Here is a 17,391-nt window from a genome sequence, read left to right as displayed (position 1 = left end):
ACAAATTTCCGAAACGGAACACTAGATATGAGCGTTTACGAAAAACTGACCGAACTCGGCATCACCCTGCCCAAGCCTGCCAAGGCGGCAGCAAATTACGTGCCGATCGTCATCGCCAACGGCTTCGTCATCGTCAGCGGCCAATTGCCGCTGGAACACGGGCAGGTCGCCGTCACCGGTAAGCTCGGCCAGGAGGTCGAAATCGATGCCGGGCTTCGCGCGGCGCGGCTCTGCTTCATCAACGTCCTCGCCCAGCTCGACGCTTCCCTGCCCGGCGGGCTCGGCGCGGTCGCCCGCGTGGTTCGGCTCGGCGGCTTCATCGCCGCAACCCCATTTTTCACCGACCATGCCAAGGTCATGAACGGCGCTTCGGATCTCGCGGTCGCGGTGTTCGGCGAGTTCGGCCGCCACGCCCGCTCGACCATCGGCGTCGCCTCCCTGCCGCTCGATGCTGCCGTCGAGGTCGAAGGGATGTTTCAACTCGGCTGACCGCACCCTGATTGCGCAGACCCGGCACCTCGCGTATTCCCCGCCCGGCACAGCAGGAAGGGGACACGCCATGAGCGCCATCGCCGACATCATCGCCCGCGAAATTCTTGACAGCCGCGGCAATCCCACGGTCGAGGTCGATGTGGTTCTCGAGTCCGGCGCGATGGGCCGCGCCGCCGTCCCTTCCGGCGCCTCGACCGGAGCACATGAAGCGGTCGAGCTGCGCGACGGCGACAAAACCCGCCACGGCGGCAAGGGTGTGCGCAACGCCGTCGCCGCCGTCGAGCGCGAGATATTCGAGGCGATCGGCGGCATGGACGCCGGCGAGCAGATCATGATCGACGAGCTGATGATCGACCTCGACGGCACGCCGAACAAATCCCGCCTCGGCGCCAACGCCATCCTCGGCGTCTCGCTCGCCGTCGCCAAGGCCGCCGCCGATGATGTCGGCATGCCGCTCTACCGCTATGTCGGCGGTGCCTATGCGCGCACCTTGCCGGTGCCGATGATGAACATCGTCAATGGCGGCAAGCACGCCGACAACCCGATCGACATCCAGGAATTCATGATCCAGCCGGTCGGTGCCGCAACCATCGCGGACGCCGTGCGCATGGGTGCTGACGTATTCCACGCGCTGAAAAAAATCCTGCATGATGCTGGCCACAACACCAATGTCGGCGACGAGGGCGGATTCGCGCCGGGCCTGAAATCGGCCGAGGAGGCTTTGGGCTTCATCAGCAAGGCGGTCGAGCGCGCCGGCTACCAGCCGGGCGAGGACATCGCCTTCGCGCTCGATTGCGCCGCGAACGAGTTCTTCAGGGACGGCAAATATCACCTGGACGGCGAGGGCAAGGTGCTCGATGCCGCCGGCATGACCGCCTACATCGCCGGCCTCGCCAACCAATTCCCGATCATCTCGATCGAAGACCCGCTGGGTGAGGATGACTGGGACGGCTGGGCGTATTTCACCGCGGAACTAGGTTCCAGAATGCAAATCGTCGGCGACGATCTGTTCGTCACCAACCCCACCCGCCTGCGGCGCGGCATCGAAGCCCGCTCCGCCAACGCAATATTGGTAAAACTAAACCAGATCGGCACGCTGACCGAAACGCTGGAAACCATCGAGCTTGCCCATCGCGCCGGCATGGCGACGATCATCAGCCACCGCTCCGGCGAAACCGAGGACGCCACCATCGCGGACATCGCGGTCGCGGTGAATGCCGGGCAGATCAAGACCGGCAGCCTCGCGCGCAGCGACCGCACCGCGAAATACAACCAGCTCATGCGCATCGAAGCCGAACTAGGGCCGGCCGCGCGCTTCGCCGGGCGCAATATTTTGCACCGGCGAGTATGACCAAAAGTTAGTCACAATAACTGCCCTTTGTTTCACGTGAAACAAAGGGCCGCTTTGTAACCTATTTCAGTTATCGGCTGCCGGTCAGCGCCAGTCGCGGATTTCGGGCAGATCGTCTCCGGTGGTGGTGACACAGCGCCGATGCGCGATCAGCCGGCCGCGCAGTTCCTGCTTAACATGCGCGGCCGTGCTGGACAGGCCGGGCACCCGATCGATCACCGCCATCGCGAGGTGGAATCGATCGAGTTCGTTCAGCACCGTCATGTCGAACGGCGTCGTCGTGGTGCCTTCCTCGCGATAGCCGTGGACATGGAACTGGTGGTGATTGGCGCGGCGATAGGTCAGCTGGTGGATCAGCATCGGATAGCCGTGATAGGCGAAAATCACCGGCCGGTCCGTGGTGAAAATCGAATCGAAATCGTGATCGTCCATGCCGTGCGGATGCGCGGAGGGCGGTTGCAGCGCCATCAGGTCGACCACGTTGACCATGCGGATTTTCAGCTCGGGCAAATGATGGTGCAGCAGGTCGATCGCGGCGAGGGTTTCCAGCGTCGGCACGTCGCCGGCGGCGGCCATCACCACATCCGGCTCCACTCCGTGATCGTTCGAGGCGAAGCCCCAGATGCCGAGACCCGCGGTGCAATGGACGATCGCCTGCTCCATGGTGAGATATTGCGGCTCGGGCTGTTTGCCCGCGACGATCACGTTGACGTAATTCTTGCTCCGCAGGCAATGATCGGCGACCGATAACAGCGTGTTGGCGTCGGGCGGCAGATAGACCCGTACCACATCGGCCTTCTTGTTGGCGACATGGTCGATGAATCCAGGGTCCTGATGGGAAAATCCGTTATGGTCCTGGCGCCAGACATGTGAGGTCAGCAGATAATTGAGCGAGGCGATCGGCTTGCGCCAGTCGATTTTCTGCGTGGTCTTCAGCCATTTCGCGTGCTGGTTGACCATCGAATCGACGATGTGGATGAACGCCTCATAGCAGGAAAACAAGCCATGCCGCCCGGTCAGCAGATAGCCTTCCAGCCAGCCTTGGCACAGATGCTCGCTGAGCACCTCCATCACCCGTCCATCCTGGCCGACGCTGACATCGTCCTTGGTGCGTTCGGCCATGCTGACCCGGTCGGTCGCCTCGAACACCGCCGACAGGCGATTGCTGTCGGTCTCGTCCGGTCCCATGAGCCGGAAGGTTTCGCGATTGCGCGCGATCACGTCGCGCAGCCAGGCGCCGAGCACGTGGGTCGACGCCGCCATCGTCGCACCCGGCACCGCGACATCGACGGCATAGTCGCGAAAATCCGGCAAATCGAGGTCGCGGCGCAGCAGCCCGCCATTGGCGTGCGGGTTGGCACCCATGCGCCGCGCGCCCTCCGGCGCCAGCGCCGCGAGTTCCGGGATCAGCGCACCGGTATCGTCGAACAGATCCTCCGGTTTGTAGCCGCGCATCCAGGCTTCGAGCATGGCGCGGTGCGCGTCGTTGTCGCGCACCGCCGAGAGCGGCACCTGATGCGCGCGAAACGTGCCTTCCACCTTCAGCCCATCGACCGCCTTGGGTCCGGTCCAGCCTTTCGGCGTGCGCAGAACGATCATCGGCCAGCGCGGCAGCTCGATGGCGTTTTGGTTAGCGCGCGCCTGATTCTGGATCGCGGCGATAGCGTCGTGCGCGGCATCGAGCGCTTCGGCCATCGCATGGTGCATCGTCATCGGATCGTCGCCGGCGACGATGCGCGGATCGTAGCCATAGCCGCGCAGCAAAGCGAACAGATCGGCCTCGGCGATGCGCGCGAGAATAGTGGGGCCGGCGATTTTCCAGCCGTTCAGGTGCAAAATCGGCAGGACCGCGCCGTCGCGCCTGGGGTTGAGGAATTTGTTGGAGTGCCAGCTCGCGGCGAGCGCGCCGGTTTCCGCCTCGCCATCGCCGATCACGCAGCAGGCGAGCAGATCGGGATTGTCGAACACCGCGCCATAGGCATGCAGCAGCGCATAGCCGAGTTCGCCGCCTTCGTTGATCGAACCCGGCGTTTCGGGTGCGACATGGCTCGGGATTCCACCGGGAAACGAGAACTGGGTGAACAGGCGCTTCAATCCGGCTTCGTCGCGGCCGATATTCGGATAAATCTCGCTGTAGGTGCCTTCGAGATACACGTTAGCCACCGCCGCCGGGCCGCCATGACCCGGCCCACAAATGAAAATCGCATTCACGTCGCGCGCCCGGATCAGCCGGTTCATATGCGCATAGACGAAATTCAGCCCTGGCGTGGTGCCCCAATGGCCGAGCAGGCGCGGCTTGATGTGCTCGGGGCGCAAGGTTTCGCGCAGCAGCGGATTGTCCATCAGATAGATCTGGCCGACGGAGAGATAATTCGCAGCACGCCAATACGCATCGATCAGTTTCGCGTCTCGCGCCGAAAGAGCCGATTTCCGCTTCGCCATCGCCGCCTCCTCCAGGGTGTGTACCCTAACCAAGTTGCTCCATCACGTGCCGCGCGATCATCGCTGCCTCGTCGGTCGGGATCACGCGGATTTCCGTGGCCATGCCGGCACCGGCAAGGCGTTCGGCGATGGCATCGCGGATCGCCGCGTCGTTCTCGCCGATGCCGCCGGTGAATACGAGGCACTCCATGCCGCCGAGCGAGACCGCCATGCGCGCGATTTCCTGTGCGGCGCGCAGCACGAACAGCGCGATCGCGAGCCGTGCCTCCGCCTTATCGCTCTTGTGCAGTTCGCGCATGTCGCCGGAGAGGCCGGACACACCTTTCAGCCCGCTCTCGTCATAGAGCTGATTCGTAAGCGCTTCGGCATCGAAGCCGCGTTCGGTCATCAGATAGAGCAGCGCGCCGGGATCGACCGAACCGGACCTTGTGCCCATTATCATCCCGTCGAGCGCGGTCGCGCCCATGGTGGTGTCGATACTGACACCATCGCGCAGCGCACAGGCGCTCGCGCCGTTGCCGAGATGCGCGATAACGACGCGATGCCGCGTGATGCCGAGTTCGGCGAGCCGGTGCGCGATGAATTCGTAGGACAGGCCGTGAAACCCGTAGCGCCGGAGCCCGAGTTTCGCCGGCAGCGGCAAAGTGCGGTGCAGTGGCGGAATGGTACGGTGAAACGCGGTATCGAAACAGCCGAATTGCGGCAGATCGGGCCGGTGCCGGGCGACCATCCGCGCCGGCTCGAGATTATGCGCCTGGTGGAGCGGGGCGAGCGGCGCCAAGGCGGCGAGCCGTTCAAGAACAACGTCGTCGAGCGGCACCGGGGCGGTGAAATCGTCGCCGCCGTGGACGATGCGGTGGCCGACCGCGACCAGCGGGCCGGCGGTTTCGTTCGCTTCGATCCAGCGGAGCAGCCGGCCGGTCAGCGCGTGGAACCCCTCGGTATCGGACCAGTCTTCCTGGGTATCACCAGCGCGGAATCGCGGCTGCGCGCCGATTCCCTCGATCGCGCCCTGAAGAGCGTGCCGGGGCGGATTGCCGGCGAGGAACACCGCGAATTTCACGCTCGACGATCCGGCGTTGAGGGTCAGGATCGCGCGGCCGGTCATTTCGGTCAGAAATCGTATTTCTTCGCGAGCGCGTGCAACCCCGCCAGCGCGCCGATGCCGACCACCGCCGCCACCGACCATGCGGCGGCCTTGTGCCGGTCGGTGAACATTTCGAAACTGCCCTTGCGCGAGCGATCGCTGAACCGGCCGCGCGCGCCGTAGCGCCCCGGCACCGGCTCGAACAGATTGGCCGGCGCATCGGCAGGCAGGATCTGATCGGTCATCTGGCCGGAATAGCCGGCGGTGGCGAGGTAGCGATCGGCGAGGCCGGGGGCGATCCGGTTTGCCATGATCGCGACCACGGTGGGCATGCCGACCCAGATTTCGCGCCTATGGTGGAAGGCCGCGAACACGATCGCCCTGGCCGGAACCTCCGGCGCGTAAATCGGCGGCACCGGCTGCGCGCGTCGGCCCATTTTGTTCAGCGCCCAGTCGAATTGCGGGGTGTTGACGGCGGGCAGATGCACCATGGACAGCTTGATATTGCTCCGGTCATGGATCAATTCGCTGCGCAGACTGTCGGTAAACCCTTTTATTGCCGCTTTCGCCCCGCAATAGGCCGATTGCAGCGGAACCGACCGATAGGCCAGGGCGGAGCCGACATTGATGATGGTGCCCTGATCGACCCGCTTCAGGCGGCGCAGCGCTGTCATCGTGCCATGAACGGTGCCGAGATAGGTCGCCTCGGTCGCCCGCTTGAATTCGGCGGGGTCGATTTCGGCGACCGGTGCGAAAATCGTCGCCATGGCGTTGTTGACCCAGATGTCGATCGGGCCAAGCGCCTGCTCGATGGCATCGGCGGCGCGCTCCACCGCTTCGGCATCGGCCATGTCGGCCGGGGCGGCACAGGCGCGCACGCCCAAGGTGCGCAACTCGGCGGCGGCGGTTTCCAGCCGGTCCCGATCCCGCCCGATCAACCCGACATCGCAGCCCTGCCGCGCGAATTCCTGCGCCACGGCGCGCCCCACGCCGGCACCCGCGCCGGTTACGACCGCCAGTCTGGTCATCGCCGTCTCTCCCGTTTCACGTCCCCGGCGATATTGGCACGCGGCAATGCCGATAGGAGAGGAAGCCACATGACATTGGGTTCATGTTTGAAAAAGACACGCCGATCGCATGACCGGCGTGCCCCGAATATTCATTACTAAATCAGATTAACTAACGCATGATCGTGTTGCCGTTGTTCGCGGTGTCAGCGTCCCTCGCCGATTTCGTGGCAGGCGAGCCGTTCCAGCACGCGGACCATGCCCGAATGATCCCACGCCGAACCGCCCGCCGCCGCGGCGGCGTTGAACAATTCCTGGCAGGTCGCGGTGTTGGGCAGGCTGATGCCGAGCGACCGCGCGCCGGCGAGCGCCAGGTTGAGATCTTTCTGATGCAGCTCGATGCGGAAACCGGGTTCGAAATTGCGATTGACCATGCGCTCGCCGTGGACTTCCAGAATCCGCGAGTTCGCGAAGCCGCCCATCAGTGCCGTGCGCACCCGCGCCGGATCGGCCCCGGCCTTGGAGGCGAACAGCAATGCCTCGCCCACCGCCTCGATGGTCAGCGCCACGATGATCTGATTGGCGACCTTGGTGGTCTGGCCGTCGCCATTGCCGCCGACAAGAGTGATGTTCTTGCCCATCAGGTCGAAGATCGGCTTCACCACCGCGAAGGCGCGATCCGGCCCGCCGACCATGATGGTCAGGCTGGCCGCCTTGGCGCCGACCTCGCCGCCGGAGACCGGCGCATCGAGATAGTCGCAGCCGAGCGCATTGATCCGCTGGGCGAAGCCCTTGGTCGCGATTGGCGAAATCGAGCTCATATCCACCACGATCTTGCCCTGGGCAAGACCTTCGGCCACGCCGTCCTTGTCGAACAGCACGGCTTCGACATGCGGCGTGTCCGGCACCATGGTGATGATGATGTCGGCCTGCGATGCCACCTCGCGGCCGCTCGCGCACGGCGTCGCTCCCTGATCGATCAGGTCCTGGGGCAGTTTTCCCACATCGCGGATGAACAGCGTGTGGCCGCCAGCGATCAGGTGGGCCGCCATCGGCTTGCCCATGATGCCGAGACCGATGAAGCCGATTTTGCTCATGCGATCGATTCCTTGTTGTGCGTTGTCGATGCGGGTTTTTTGTCGAGATAGGGCGCGAGCCAGCCAAGTCCGGCCTCGGTCGCGGCGCGCGGCTTGTATTCGCAGCCGATCCAGCCTTCATAGCCGAGCTCGTCGATCCGCCGGAACAGATAGGCATAGTTGATCTCGCCGGTGCCGGGTTCATGGCGACCCGGATTGTCGGCGAGCTGGAGATGGCCGATGCGGTCGAATTCGGCTTCGATGGTGCGGGCGAGATCGCCTTCCATCACCTGCGCATGATAAATGTCGAATTGCAGCTTGAGATTATCCGAAGCGACCTCGTCGATGATGTCGAGCGCCTGGCGCGTGCGATTGACGAAAAATCCGGGAATGTCGCGGGTATTCACTGGCTCCAGCAGCAGCTCGATTCCGGCATTCTTCAGGCGGGGTACGGCAAAACGCAGATTCTCCACCAGCGTCTCGCGCGCTTGCGGTGCATTTTCAGGCCGAACGATGCCGGCGAGGCAGTTCACCCTTGGGCAGCCAAGCGCCGTCGCGTAGTCGATCGCGCGCGTAACCCCGTCGCGGAATTCCGCGACCCGGCCTGGATCGGATGCGATGCCGCGCTCGCCGCCCGCCCAGTTTCCCGCCGGCAGATTGTGCAGCACGACCGACAGGTCGTTGGCGGCGATCGTGTCTTTCAGAACTGCCTTGTCGTATTCGTAGGGAAACAGGAATTCGACCGCCTTGAATCCCGAAGCGGCGGCGGCGGCGAAACGGTCGAGAAACGGCACTTCGTTGAACAGCATCGTCAGATTGGCGGCGAATCTCGGCATACGAGCCTCCTTGAAACCGATGGACCTGATGGACCTGATGGACGTTCGGGGCGGGTCAGCGTGACGCTGGTTCGAGCTTCTTTTCACCGGCTTCGATGCGCCCCATATCCTGGCTCTTCTTAATCGAAAGACTTGGATCGAGACAGAGGATTTCCTCGAATTCGTTGATGTTGTCGACTTCGGTGCCCATCGAGACATTGGTGACGCGCTCGAGGATGAATTCGAGCACCACGGGCACCTGATGCTCGTCCATCAACTGCTGCGCCCGCGCGAAGGCGTCCTTGAACTCGTTCGGGCTTTTCACCCGGATCGCCTTGCAGCCCAGTCCTTCGGCCACCATGACGTGATCGACGCCATAGCCGCGCACCGCGTCTTCGTCCGGTTCGACGTTGATGTTGTCGAACGCCAGGCTGACCTCGAAATCCATCTGGAAGCCGCGCTGCGCCTGGCGGATCAGGCCGAGATAGGAGTTGTTCACCACGACATGCAGATAGGGCAGCTTGTGCTGCGCGCCGACCGCCAGTTCCTCCAGCATGAACTGGAAATCGTAATCGCCCGACAGCGCCACGATTTTCTTGTCGGGATCGGCGGCGCGCACACCGAGGGCGGCGGGCAGGGTCCAGCCCAGCGGGCCGGCCTGGCCGCAATTGATCCAGTTGCGCGGGCTGTAGACTTTCAGGAATTGCGCGCCGGCGATCTGCGACAGGCCGATGGTGGTGACGTAGCAGGTGTCGCGCCCGAGCGCCTCGTTCATTTCCTGGTAGACGCGCTGCGGCTTGAGCGGCACCGTATCGAAATGCGACTTGCGCAGCATGTTGCGCTTGCGATGGTCGCAGGCGGCGGCCCAGTCGGATCGGTCCCTGAGTTTGCCTGACGCTTTCATCTCGCGCGCCGCCGCGATGAAGGCGGTAAGCGCCGCCTTCGCATCCGAGACGATGCCGAAATTTGGCCCGAACACGCGGCCGATCTGGGTCGGCTCGATATCGACATGGATGAATGTGCGGCCCTTGGTATAGACCTCGATCGAGCCGGTATGGCGATTGGCCCAGCGGTTGCCGATGCCGAACACGAAGTCGGAGTCCAGGAACGTCGCGTTGCCGTAGCGATGGCTGGTCTGCAGCCCGACCATGCCGGCCATCAGGGGATGATCGTCGGGGATGACGCCCCAGCCCATCAGGGTCGGGATCACCGGCACGCCGGTAAGTTCGGCGAATTCGACCAGAAGATCGCAGGCATCGGCATTGATGATGCCGCCGCCGGCGACGATCAGCGGCCGCTCGGACGCGTTCAGCATCGCCAGCGCCTTTTCCGCCTGCGGACGCGACGCGGCCGGCTTGTGAACCGGCAAGGGCTGATAGGTCTCGTCGTCGAACTCGATTTCGGCCATCTGCACGTCGATCGGCAGATCGATCAGCACCGGACCCGGTCGGCCCGAGCGCATCACGTGGAACGCCTGCTGGAACACCATCGGCACCAATGCAGGCTCGCGCACGCAAACCGACCATTTGGTGACGCCCTTGGCGATCGTTTCGATATCGACGGCCTGGAAATCCTCCTTGTACAGCTTGGCGCGCGGCGCCTGGCCAGTGATGCACAGAATCGGGATGGAATCGGCCTGGGCCGCGTAAAGCCCGGTGATCATGTCGGTGCCGGCCGGGCCGGAGGTGCCGATGCACACGCCGATATTGCCCGGTTTCGCGCGGGAATAGCCGTCCGCCATATGGGACGCGCCTTCGACGTGCCGCGCAAGGATGTGGCGGATGCCGCCGCGCGCTTTCAGCGCCGCATAGAGCGGATTGATCGCCGCCCCCGGCACGCCGAACGCCACGGTGATTCCCTCGCGTTCCAGCACGCGAACCGCCGCTTCGATCGCTCTCATTCTGGCCATGATTCTGCCTCGTTCCCCGATGTCCTTGGATGGCTTGTAGCGGGTCGGCGAATTTTGTGGTAATAATCCCGTATCGTGGAAAGACATGATCGGATTTTGGTTCCGACTGTGAGTTTTCCTTTCCGATGATGCCGCGACAGAGGAGACTGGCATGGCGCGACAGGTGACCGAACGCGAGCGCAAGGGCGGCGATCAGGTGCAATCGCTGATCCGCGCGCTGACCCTGCTCAACCGGCTGGCCGAAGCGACCGAGGAGGGCAGCACCCTGACCGATCTGGCACAGCAGGTCGGCCTGCCGGCTTCGACGGCGCATCGCCTGCTCGCGACGCTGGAGCAGGAGCGCTATGTGCGGTTCGACCAGGAAACCAGGCTCTGGTCGGTCGGCGTGCAGGCCTTCGTTTCCGGCTGCGCGTTCATGAAAACCCGCAATCTCGTCAGTCTCGCCCGGCCATACATGCGCAGCCTGATGGAAGACAGCGGCGAGACCGTCAATCTCGCGACCGAGGATGAAGGCCAGGCGGTGTATCTCGCCCAGGTCGAATGCCGGCAGATGATGCGGACCTTCGCGCGGCCCGGCTCGCGGGTGCCGCTGCACTGTTCGGCGGTCGGCAAGGCGCTGCTTTCGGCGGTTTCCGAGAAACAGCTTGCGAAAATCCTGCATCGCCACGGCATGCCCCGGCTGACCGTGAAGACGATCACCGCCCCTACCCCGTTGCGCGCCGATCTCGATCGGGTGCGCGCCGCCGGCTATGCGGTGGACGACGAGGAACACGCGGTCGGGCTGCGCTGCATCGCCTCACCCATATTCGACGAAACCGGCGATGTCATCGCGGCGGTGTCGGCCTCCGGGCCGATGGCGCGCATCGGCGACGAGCGGGTCGCGGGGCTCGGCGGCTCGGTTCTCGAAACCGCGCGGCGGATCACCGCGCAGATGGGCGGAAAGCCGCATTGAGCCGATCGTGAATATCCAGACGCTGCGCTAATTTAGTAGACAGGCTGGAGATGGTTAGTTACTATATCGTTATGCGATAGGAATTGCCGTAGAGGGTAACCATGTTCCAGCAAGTGCTGAACCCGACGGGAAATCTGTTCCTCACCTGGATTCTCGCCCTCGTACCGGTGGTGGTTCTGCTGGTGCTGCTCGCGGTGTTCCGCGTCTCCGCCTGGATTTCGGTGCTGATCGGCGCGATCGTCACCTTCCTGCTCGCGGTGATCGTGTGGGGGATGCCGGTCGGCAGCGGCATCCGCGCCTATATCTATGGTTCGCTCACCGGCATCTGGGCGGTGGACTGGATCACCTTCTGGGGCGTCATGCTGTTCAATTCGCTCACCCTGACCGGCGTGTTCGACCAGTTCCGCCGCTGGCTGACCGCGCAGGGCACCGCCGATGTGCGGGTGCAGGCGATCCTGTTCGCCTGGGCGTTCGGCGCGCTGCTTGAAGGGCTGGTCGGCTTCGGCTACCCCTGGGCGTTCGTCGCTCCCATCCTGATCGGGCTCGGCATCCCCGATCTCGACGCGATCCGCGTCGCCGCGATCGCCAATAACGCGCCGGTGTCCTACGGCGCGCTCGGCGTGCCGATCATCGCGCTCGCCGCGGTGACCGGCTTGCCGCTGCTCGCGCTGTCGGCGTCGATCGCCCATATCGTCGCGGTGCTGGCGCTGCTGCCGCCCTGGGTGCTGATCTATCTGGTCACCGGGAAAACCGGCTTCAGCGACGGCTGGCCGCTCGCCGTGGTGGGTTCGCTCGCCTATATCGCCGGGCAATACCCGGTCGCGGTCTATCTCGGCCCGTATCTGCCGGACGTGACCGGCGCGATCGTCAGCTTCGGCGCATTGTTGCTGCTGCTGAAATTCTGGAAGCCGGCGCGGGTGCTCGGCTATGGCGGCGTGCCGGTCGATGCCGCCACGGCCGCTCTCGGCCGCGAGCCGCACGGACTCTCCGGCGCGCAGATCTTCCGCGCCTGGCTGCCGTTCATCGTGCTGATCATCGTGGTGGTGCTGTGGACCGGGCCGTGGTCGCCGCTGCCCGGCATCGTCGGGTTCAAGCTCGCGGTCGCCGCCGGCTCGTCGATCCATAAAGGTACCAAGGTGATCGCCGCCTTCATTTTCTCGCCATTCATCGGCGGCACCGCGATCGCGGTCGCCTGGCTGATCGTCAGCCTGCCGCTCGGCATGACGGGGGCGCAATATGCCGAGGCGTTCCGCCGCACCTGGCATCAGATGTGGGGTGCGCTCCTGGTCGGCGTCTTCATCTTCGGCCTCGCCTTCATTTTCAACTTCTCCGGCATGGCCGCCTCGCTCGCCACCGGCTTCTCGAAGATCGGCACCGCCTTCATCATCGTCGCCCCCATCCTGGGCTGGATCGGCGTCGCGCTGTCGGGCAGCAACACCTCGACCAACGCGATGTTCGGCTTCTTCCAGGTCACGGTCGGGCGGCTGCTCGGCTTCCCGGTATTGCTATTGCCCTCGCTGAATTCGGTGGGTGCGGAAGTGGGCAAGCCGGTCGCGCCGCAGACCGCGAGCGTCGGCGTTTCGACCAGCAAGTTCGTGCGTAACGAGGGCGCGGTGATCCGCCACAACATGGGCTGGACCTTCATCCTGCTCGCCTATCTCGTGGTGATCGGCATCGGATTCTACTTCCTGGCGCCCGGCACGATGCTGCTCGGCGGGCACTGAGTTTCAGGTTTCGGTTTCCCGGCCATAGGCGAGCAGCAGGGCGAGAATCACCACGCCATAGGCGATGCTGCGCACATAGTCGGGCATGTTCAGCGCGAGGAGCACCGAGACCAGGACGGTCAGGCTGACCGCGCCCGCCGCGACGCCGAGATAATGGCCGCGCCCGCCGAGGATGTTGACGCCGCCGATCACCACCGCCGCGATCGAGGTGAACAGGTAGGGATCGCCCATGCCGAGCGAGGCCTGGCCGCCGAAGCCAACCAGCATGATGCCGGCAAGAGCTGCGAAAAACCCGCTCGCCGCATAGAGCATGATGGTCAGGCCGCGCGCGTCGACCCCGGCGAGCACCGCCGCACGCGGGTTGTTGCCGAGCGCATAGGTCGCGCGGCCGAACCGGGTGATGCTGAGCACGGCGGAGACCAGCACGATCACCACGACCCAGAGCCACAGCGCATCCGGCACGCCGAGCAGGGCGCCGTGGGCAAGGCTTTGTACCACCGGCGGCGCATAGGCCGAACACGCCGCACAGGTGAAACCGCCGGTGAAGCCGAGCACCAGCCCTTCGATGATGCCGTTCATCGCCAGGGTCATCACCACCGCCGGAATGCCGAACCACGCCACGCCTGCGCCGTTTACCGCCCCGACCGCGATGCCGAGTCCGAGGGTCGCGGCGACGGCCAGCGGCGCGCGGGCGTCCAGCCCCATCGAGGTGGTGGCGAGCACGATCGCACCGGCATTCAGCACCCAGGGCACCGAGAGGTCGATGCCGCCGATCAGGATGACGAAGCATTGCCCCGCCGCCACCAGCCCGACAAAGGAGGCGATGACCAGGATGGTTTCGACGTTGGCGAGGCCGAGGAAGCCCGGATGCACCGCCTCGCCGATCAGGAACAGAACGATCGCCGCGACGATGGCGTAGACGACGCGCCAGGATTCCGGCGCGAGACGGGGCAGGTATTTCATCGCGGCCTTCATCGGCGCCGCCTGATCGCGCCGCCGATCACGCCGCCCGCCACCACCGCGATCAGCAGGAATACGCCCTCGTAGAACGACTGGAACAGCGGATCGACATGGCCGAAAAACAGGATGTCGACGATCAGCGTGGTGATCAGCGCGCCGGCGATCGCGCCGATCGCCGAGCCGCGCCCGCCGAACAGCGAGACCCCGCCGAGCACCACGGCGACGATCGAGGTCAGCGTGTAGGAATCGCCCGTGGTGGCGTCGCCCGCCGTGGCGCTGGCGGCGAGAAACAGCCCGGCGGCGGCGGCCAGAAGGCCGTCCAGCATATAGGCGATGATCTTGGTGCGCAGAACATTCACGCCGAGCGTGCGCGACGCCGCTTCGTCATTGCCGATCGCATAGAGATCGACGCCGGGGCGCGAGCGGCGGAACGCGGCCCAGCCAAGCCCGAGCAGCACGATGAAAATCAGCGCATAGGGCGCGTTCGGGTTGACCAGCAGATCGGTGAAGGAGGGCGGTATCGCGCCGCCGGGCTGCGGCAGCACGCGGATGGCGAGCCCCTGAAAAATCGACAGCGTGCCGAGCGTGACCACGATTGGCTGTAGCCGGCCGAGCCCCACCAGCAACCCGTTGAGCAGACCGCAAGCCGCGCCGACGAACAGAATAACCACCGACCAGAGCAGCGCACTGCCCAGGGTTTTGCCCATGGTGACGGCAGCCATTGCGTTGGCGAGATCGACCACGCCACCCACCGAGAGGTCGATCCCCTTGGTCAGCACCACGAAGCTCTGCCCCACCGCCGCGAACACCAGGGGCATCGCGCTGTTGACCGTCGAGGTCAGTTCGAAATTGCCGGGCAGCCGATGCTGTTCCAGCGCATAGATCAGCACGAAACCGAGAATGGCGAGCAGCAGGATCGACCCCGCCAGGATCAGCCCGATATTCTGGGCGATCGTGTGGCCGAGCCGGCTGCCGCGCGGCAGGGTCAGGCTCGATGTTTCAGGCGGCATCGGCGGCCTCGCGCATCGCCGCCGAGACGATCGCCTCCGCCGAAAGTTGTTCGGCGGGCAGATCGGCGACGATCGCGCCGCGCCGCATCACCAGCACCCGGCGGCAGAGATGGGCGAGTTCCTCGGCGTCCGACGAATAGAACAGGATCGCGTAGCCCTCTCGCGCAAGCCGCACCACCAGCTCGTAAATCTCGTGCTTGGTCGCGACATCGACGCCACGCGTAACATCGTAGAGCAGCAGAATCCGCGCCTTGGTGAGAAGCCAGCGCCCGAGAAGAACCTTCTGCTGGTTGCCGCCCGAGAGCGCGCCGACCGGCTGGGCGGCGCTCGGCGTACGGATGGCGAGCCGGGCGATGGTGTCGCTCGCGATTCGCCGTTCCGCGCCGAGATCGATCGCGCCGAGCCGGGAAAGTCGTCTCAGGATCGGCAGGGTCAGGTTGTCGCGAACCTTGAGCGGCAGGAACAGCCCCTCGCTTTTGCGGTCTTCCGGCACCAGGGCAATGCCGGCACGGATCGCATCGCGCGGGGTTCTGATCCGGCGAGGTTTGCCGGCGACGCGCAATGCGCCCTCGATGAAGCCGGGGGCACCGAACAGGCCAAAGAACAACGCGCGATGGCCGTGCCCGGCGAGGCCGCCGACGCCGAGAATCTCGCCGGGATGGAGTGCCAAATCGAGTTGCGCGGTGCCGGCGGCGCGCGCGCCGGCGAGTTCGAGCGCCGGAGCACCATCCGGCGCGGGCGGGCGGGCGGGAAACAGGGCTTCGAGCCGCCGCCCGGTCATCAGCGTGATCGCTTCGGTTTCGTCGATCGAGTCGAAGCTGCCGACATCCGAGCCGTTGCGGAAAATCGTGATCCGGTCGGCGATCGCGGCGATTTCCGCCCAGCGGTGCGAGGTGAACACGATGGCGGTGCCTGCGGCGCGCAGCGCGCGGATGCGGGCGAACAGCCAAGCGACCTCGCGCTCGACCAGCGCCGAGGTGGGCTCGTCGAGCAGCAGGATTCCGGGCGATGCGAGAATCACCCGCGCGATTTCAACGATCTGCCGTTCGGCGAGCGAAATATCGGCGGCGAGAGCGCGCGGATCGATATGGGTGATGCCGAGTTCGGCAAGGCTGCGCTCGGCGAGGCCGGGCATCGCGGCGCGGTCGATCAGGCCGAGGTGGGAGCGCGGTTCGCGCCCGAGCAGCAGATTATCCGCGACCCGCATATAGGGCAGCAGCGTGAGTTCCTGGAACACGATGCCGATGCGCAGCGCTGGATCGGCCAGAACCTCGCCTTCATCCGGCGCGATCCGGCCGCCGAGGATTTTGATCAGGGTCGATTTGCCCGCGCCGTTTTCGCCGACCAGCGCGTGAACGCTACCCGAATCGGCCGCGAAGGAGGCTTTGGTCAGAGCCCTGACGCCGCCGAAGGATTTGCTGACCGAACACGCCGCGATCGCGGCCGGCACGGTCACGCTTTCGGCAGATGCACGGTCAGCCGGCCCGGACAGGGCGTGCCCTTGGTCGCGGCGTCGACGCAGATTTTCACCACCGCGTGCGGCCCGCTATCGGTGAAATCGGTGAAGAAACTGTCCGGCAGGTGCGGGAATACCGTCTCGCCGACCTTGACTGTCGCGTCGGTGACGAACGGGAACGGGATGGTGATGTCGCGGCGCGGATAGGTTTTGTGTAGAATGCGGCGCGCCAGTTCGAGCGCGACCAGAACCAGATAGGGCGGCTGGCCGATCGACAGCCCATCGACCTTCTGGCCCATATAGCCGAGCATGAACTTGCGGAAGCCGTTTTCCGCCTCGCCGGCGGTGGGCGGCAGCGGGGTGCGCTTGGCCGCGATGAAGGCTTTCAGCACGCCATCGGTGCCGCCCTGGCACCAGATGCCGTCGATTTTCGGCAGGCTGGGCAGGATCGCGGCGGTGTTTTTCTCCGCCGTCGCCGAATCCCAGTTGCCGGCGTAGCGGTTGACCACCTTGATGCCCGGATGCTTGCGCCAGACCATGTCGGCGCCCTTGTTGCGGTCCTCGTTCACCGTGGTGCCGGCGACGCCGGTGACCATGATGACATTGCCCTTGCCATCGAGCTTCCTGGCGAGCCACGCCGCCAGGGTTTCGCCGAATTTGACCTGGTCGGTGTTCACCTTGATCGCGGCCGGGGTGGTCACGACGTTGTCGAACGAAATCACCAGAATGCCGCGCGCATGGGCCTGCTGGATGATGCCGTTCAGCCCGGTGGGCGAGGCGGAATCGACCAGGATCGCGTCCATCCGTTCGGCGATCATCCCGGAAATCTGCTGGCTTTCCTGGCTGACATTGTTGCCCGAATTGAACCAGGAACCTTCGACCTGGCTTTTATAGGGCTCCATCTGGAGCGCGGCCTTGAACAGGTTCTCCATTTCGATGCGCCATTCGTTGCCGATATAGGAATTCGACAGCGCGATCTTGAGTTTGCGGCCGGCGGCGAATCCGGTGCGCGGCAGGCTGGCCACCCCAAGCCCGGCGGTCAAACCCGCGATGACCTTACGGCGCGTTGCGTCCTGATCCATGGCGTTCCTCCGTTGGTTTTTCTGTCGA

The 17,391-nt window shown here is 64.9% G+C and carries 14 protein-coding genes; 4 read left to right on the top strand and 10 right to left on the bottom strand.

The annotated features are described in order from the left end of the window. Positions 1 to 27: 27 nt before the first annotated feature. On the top strand, positions 28 to 489 hold the full coding sequence (locus L2A60_RS13755) for a RidA family protein (RefSeq protein ID WP_235705006.1): 462 nt from the start codon (positions 28 to 30) through the stop codon (positions 487 to 489). 70 nt (positions 490 to 559) lie between these two features. Beyond that, positions 560 to 1,843: a phosphopyruvate hydratase gene (gene eno / locus L2A60_RS13750; RefSeq protein WP_235705005.1), complete on the top strand. Its 1,284-nt coding sequence runs from the start codon at positions 560 to 562 to the stop codon at positions 1,841 to 1,843. 84 nt (positions 1,844 to 1,927) lie between these two features. Here the strand turns inward: eno and L2A60_RS13745 are convergent, their stop codons facing one another. The 6 genes from L2A60_RS13745 to gcl form a co-directional block, all read right to left on the bottom strand. Beyond that, positions 1,928 to 4,285: a phosphoketolase family protein gene (locus L2A60_RS13745; protein ID WP_235705003.1), complete on the bottom strand. Its 2,358-nt coding sequence runs from the start codon at positions 4,283 to 4,285 to the stop codon at positions 1,928 to 1,930. Positions 4,286 to 4,310: 25 nt separating this feature from the next. Further along, entirely contained in the window at positions 4,311 to 5,393 is a 1,083-nt protein-coding gene (locus L2A60_RS13740) for an acetate/propionate family kinase (protein ID WP_235705001.1), read from the bottom strand. Between the two features lie 5 nt (positions 5,394 to 5,398). Then, on the bottom strand, positions 5,399 to 6,400 hold the full coding sequence (locus tag L2A60_RS13735) for an SDR family oxidoreductase (RefSeq protein WP_235705000.1): 1,002 nt from the start codon (positions 6,398 to 6,400) through the stop codon (positions 5,399 to 5,401). A 185-nt stretch (positions 6,401 to 6,585) separates the two neighbouring features. Continuing rightward, a complete protein-coding gene (locus L2A60_RS13730) occupies positions 6,586 to 7,476 on the bottom strand; it encodes a 2-hydroxy-3-oxopropionate reductase (RefSeq protein ID WP_235704998.1) in 891 nt (296 codons plus the stop codon). Next, positions 7,473 to 8,291: a 2-oxo-tetronate isomerase gene (otnI, locus tag L2A60_RS13725; RefSeq protein WP_235704997.1), complete on the bottom strand. Its 819-nt coding sequence runs from the start codon at positions 8,289 to 8,291 to the stop codon at positions 7,473 to 7,475. The genes L2A60_RS13730 and otnI overlap by 4 nt, the downstream gene beginning before the upstream one ends. A gap of 55 nt (positions 8,292 to 8,346) precedes the next feature. Beyond that, positions 8,347 to 10,179, bottom strand: a complete 1,833-nt coding sequence (gcl, locus tag L2A60_RS13720; protein ID WP_235704995.1) for a glyoxylate carboligase — start codon at positions 10,177 to 10,179, stop codon at positions 8,347 to 8,349. A 151-nt stretch (positions 10,180 to 10,330) separates the two neighbouring features. On the opposite strand from gcl, the gene L2A60_RS13715 reads away from it, so the two are divergent. After that, the gene (locus L2A60_RS13715; RefSeq protein WP_235704994.1) at positions 10,331 to 11,131 is read left to right on the top strand and encodes an IclR family transcriptional regulator domain-containing protein; all 801 of its coding nucleotides are present in this window, start codon (positions 10,331 to 10,333) and stop codon (positions 11,129 to 11,131) included. A gap of 101 nt (positions 11,132 to 11,232) precedes the next feature. Next, a complete protein-coding gene (locus L2A60_RS13710) occupies positions 11,233 to 12,855 on the top strand; it encodes an L-lactate permease (RefSeq protein ID WP_235704993.1) in 1,623 nt (540 codons plus the stop codon). Between the two features lie 3 nt (positions 12,856 to 12,858). Here the strand turns inward: L2A60_RS13710 and L2A60_RS13705 are convergent, their stop codons facing one another. Genes L2A60_RS13705 through L2A60_RS13690 form a run of 4 tightly spaced genes read right to left on the bottom strand, consistent with a single transcriptional unit; the run spans position 12,859 to position 17,363 of the window. Continuing rightward, positions 12,859 to 13,830 (bottom strand): ABC transporter permease, encoded by a 972-nt coding sequence (locus tag L2A60_RS13705; protein WP_235704992.1) that lies wholly within the window; start codon positions 13,828 to 13,830, stop codon positions 12,859 to 12,861. Beyond that, the gene (locus L2A60_RS13700) at positions 13,827 to 14,825 is read right to left on the bottom strand and encodes an ABC transporter permease (RefSeq protein WP_235704991.1); all 999 of its coding nucleotides are present in this window, start codon (positions 14,823 to 14,825) and stop codon (positions 13,827 to 13,829) included. Before L2A60_RS13700 ends, L2A60_RS13705 begins: the two co-directional genes overlap by 4 nt. Continuing rightward, positions 14,815 to 16,281 (bottom strand): sugar ABC transporter ATP-binding protein, encoded by a 1,467-nt coding sequence (locus tag L2A60_RS13695; RefSeq protein ID WP_235704990.1) that lies wholly within the window; start codon positions 16,279 to 16,281, stop codon positions 14,815 to 14,817. The genes L2A60_RS13700 and L2A60_RS13695 overlap by 11 nt, the downstream gene beginning before the upstream one ends. Next, positions 16,278 to 17,363, bottom strand: coding sequence for a sugar ABC transporter substrate-binding protein (locus tag L2A60_RS13690; RefSeq protein ID WP_235704988.1), 1,086 nt, complete (start codon positions 17,361 to 17,363; stop codon positions 16,278 to 16,280). Before L2A60_RS13690 ends, L2A60_RS13695 begins: the two co-directional genes overlap by 4 nt. Positions 17,364 to 17,391: the final 28 nt, after the last annotated feature.

It is taken from the genome of Acidiphilium iwatense (genome assembly GCF_021556475.1).
GTDB lineage: Bacteria > Pseudomonadota > Alphaproteobacteria > Acetobacterales > Acetobacteraceae > Acidiphilium > Acidiphilium iwatense.
This window is presented reverse-complemented; position numbering and strand designations above follow the sequence as displayed.